This is a genomic window from Oleiphilus sp. HI0117, from assembly GCF_001635235.1.
This window is the reverse complement of the sequence record NZ_LWGA01000807.1, coordinates 1-2,943: the sequence shown is the minus strand read 5'-3', so window position 1 is coordinate 2,943 and position 2,943 is coordinate 1. Positions and strand designations below refer to the sequence as shown.

The 2,943-nt window shown below is 40.2% G+C and carries 5 protein-coding genes; 2 read left to right on the top strand and 3 right to left on the bottom strand.

Going from position 1 to position 2,943, the window contains the following annotated elements:
- Window positions 1-150 precede the first annotated feature (150 nt).
- On the top strand, window positions 151-357 hold the full coding sequence (locus A3757_RS13300) for a twin transmembrane helix small protein (RefSeq protein ID WP_068511303.1): 207 nt from the start codon (window positions 151-153) through the stop codon (window positions 355-357).
- A 63-nt stretch (window positions 358-420) separates the two neighbouring features.
- Here the strand turns inward: A3757_RS13300 and A3757_RS13295 are convergent, their stop codons facing one another.
- Window positions 421-663, bottom strand: a complete 243-nt coding sequence (locus A3757_RS13295; RefSeq protein WP_082865296.1) for an Arc family DNA-binding protein — start codon at window positions 661-663, stop codon at window positions 421-423.
- A gap of 153 nt (window positions 664-816) precedes the next feature.
- Between A3757_RS13295 and A3757_RS13290 the strand changes: the two genes are divergently transcribed.
- Window positions 817-1,224 (top strand): response regulator, encoded by a 408-nt coding sequence (locus A3757_RS13290; protein WP_068511299.1) that lies wholly within the window; start codon window positions 817-819, stop codon window positions 1,222-1,224.
- A 30-nt stretch (window positions 1,225-1,254) separates the two neighbouring features.
- Here A3757_RS13290 and A3757_RS13285 read toward each other — a convergent pair whose 3' ends face one another.
- Together A3757_RS13285 and A3757_RS13280 are read right to left on the bottom strand one after the other, a co-directional pair.
- On the bottom strand, window positions 1,255-1,701 hold the full coding sequence (locus A3757_RS13285) for a helix-turn-helix domain-containing protein (RefSeq protein WP_068511297.1): 447 nt from the start codon (window positions 1,699-1,701) through the stop codon (window positions 1,255-1,257).
- A gap of 293 nt (window positions 1,702-1,994) precedes the next feature.
- Window positions 1,995-2,405 carry a hypothetical protein gene (locus A3757_RS13280; protein WP_068508864.1) on the bottom strand — a complete coding sequence of 137 codons (411 nt, stop codon included), beginning with the start codon at window positions 2,403-2,405 and terminating at the stop codon, window positions 1,995-1,997.
- Between the last annotated feature and the right edge of the window lie 538 nt (window positions 2,406-2,943).

Sequence of the window (2,943 nt, the reverse complement as noted above, 5' to 3'; positions counted from 1 at the left end):
CATTAGGGTGCAAAACAAAGAGAGGAAAAACTTAGGCTGAAAAGAATAGGGCATATTTAATGGTCAGTCGCAGTTCATTGAGTATTATTTTTCTGTTACGCTGAAGCTAGAACAAAGCCTATCAGAATAAGACTTAAAAAAAGGTGACCCATGAGCTTTTATAAAATTCTAATACTAATTAACTTGTTGGCGGTTCTTGTCAGTCTTGGTGCGGGCGCTTTCTTTTTAGGTAAAGATGATAATCAGCATACACGAGTGCTCACTGCGCTGACTGTACGCATATCTTTATCTATATCATTGTTAGTGCTATTAATTGCTGGCTATTATCTGGGGCTGATCGCACCGAACCAGTTTTGAGGGGCTACTTTCTAACAGGCGCAAGTGAACGTAACCGTTCACTTGTATACAAGTTGGCTTGATCTATGAATCTGAACTTTTTGCTGAAAGGTGATCTAACTTTTCATGCAGAGAGCTTAGTGACTCTTCAACACTCTTTAGTTCAGATTCTTTTTCGCTTTCATCAAGAGAGTTTTCCAAGCGATGGTTGATTTCCGAAGTTAAGGTTCGACCATTCTGTTTCGCTTGTTCTTCAAGCTTTCTTCTAAGCTCTTTTTCCATTCTTAATGAAAAAGCTTTTAATCTGTGTCCGTATTCGTCGCTCATAATTACCACAATAATGAAATATTTATTTAATGGCTACTATTATGATGTTACGGCTGTTTCACTCAACGGATTCCGTTGGCTTTCCGAGGTCTGTTCAAACTAAAGCGAATAAGGATAGAATAAAAGATTGGAAAATAATTGAAAGGATAATTAATGCCGAATCCATATGTTGTTGTCGATGATTGCCCTGACGAGAGTTTCTTGGTCACTAGGATTATCGAACAGCACGAGCAGGAAGTTGATTTATGCATGCTGCAGAATGGTGCGCAGGCGATTGACGTACTGGGTGACCCTGGAAGTCGCACGCCAGATTTGGTTATTTTAGATAACAAGCTACCGTTCTTTACAGGTATTGATGTGATCAAGTCACTGATGAACCAGGCGCGTTTTCACTCTGTGCCGATTGTTTTGATTTCTGCAGGGTTTTCAAAAAATGAAATCAAAGAGGCCTACCGCATTGGTGCAAGGAGTTGCGTGCGGCAGGATCTGGATGTTACCAATTGGAACCGTCAATTAAGAAGTGTTCTGGCTTATTGGCTAACTATTAACGAAGTCCAGTAAGAGCGCCTAATGTAGGGCTTATTCTTAGCCCTACTTTATCAAAGGTTGCCCCTCATAGAAGTCAGTTAAACTCTCAAAATAGGCTGTCATTTTCTTAAGTACTTCATCATCCCAGCGCATTAAAAAGTTCACCATTAGGTAGAAATCGGGGTTTTGGCTGTATCTAGAGTAAACGTTTACGTAATTATCTTGATGCTTACGCTCTTTTTGGCCATCAAAAAGCCCCGTGCATAGGTATATCAGGTCGGTATCTAGAATTTCACACAGAGCAATCAGCTTATTAATGTCTGTTGGAACAGAATTTGTTTTAGTCGGGTTCTCCCAATCGATATAGACCCGTCGTGAAACGCCAATCGCCTCAGCAAGTTCTTGCTGCTTTAATGGTGTGCCTCTTTTTAGACCGTAGGCATTCCTTAGTTCTTTTAATCTTCGGGCAAAATGAGCTTTTATGAGTGGGAATTTAGTTTCGTGAAGCATTTTAGGGTACCGAGATTAACAATTCGTAACATTTTTGTTTACAGTGTAATGTGAGCTCTGGTTCACTTTTGTTGACTGATGAAAAAATTAAAGTGCTATATATTGCACAATGATCTAATTTTGTTTTTGACGCAAGCTTTGTTTTGAGGCGCGATAAATTTGGTGGAAGAGGCTTGAACTAATGTGGGGCAGTTCTTCGGAAAGCAGGGTGCTGTATAGGCGTATATGCTGATTGATATATAAGCCCAATTAAGTTCAGTGGGCTTATATATCAATTTAGGAGTCAGCTTGATTTAACGTTTTTTAAGGCGTGATAGAAGGCGGCGAGAATTTCTTTTGTTCGGTGTATTGTTTGAATCAAGGCCTGCTTGGTTTTTACTTATGTGTGCTTTTTTTTGCTTTTCGATAGCGCTCATGGACTCAGGTTCATTTGTTTTTTGAGGAGGTTTGGAAACCGGCTTCCTTGCTTTTACTGCTTTGCTTGAATTAGCTTTTCTGATTATCTTTTGTTTTCTTATCTCGGCTTCGATCAGTGCGATATCTTTTAGAAGAGCTTTTTCATGATCAGGTGTCTTTCGTTTAGTGACTCTTTTTTTTACTTTGGGTTCTTTATCGGTTAGTAATTTACTTACCCACTTCTCATCAAACTCAGGGGGAAATTGCTCCTCAAGATGGGCTGCAATCTTTTTGTTGAGTGTTGACATATCCGTTCTCCTGTCATTGTTCAGCCTCGACTCGCTCGTAAGGTACCGGAAATGTATATGGCGTCCTATAGGCGAGCGAATGCAGTGGGAGGCTGATAGTCCCTAGAAAATTACGTATGATGCTGAAGGATTGTATCGCGGAGTATATGGTGGCCAAGGTTTCTAGCAAGGTCGCATAGAGGGTTGGCTTTCACGTCCGTGTTGTAGTTTTAGTAGTATCGATGGCTTCCAAGCGCGAGGGATAATAGGCGCATCTTAACAGGGGGTCAATAGTGCAATCGTGATTCTTTCATAGTGTTAAGTTTATAGAAAAAAGCTGAGCGATAAATTAATTACTCTTTCGTGATACTTTCGTGAGGAATGTAGCTGAGCCTATGCGTAACAATGTTTCCACCAAAACAACATAAATGTTTTCCGGAGGAAACTGACATGAAAAAAACTCACTCAAGTATCAAAAAAATTGCGCTGGGGCTTTTACTTCCAGCTTTTAGTGCTCCTTTTGTGCAAGCCGCAGAAGTGGATGTCACTATCGAAAACC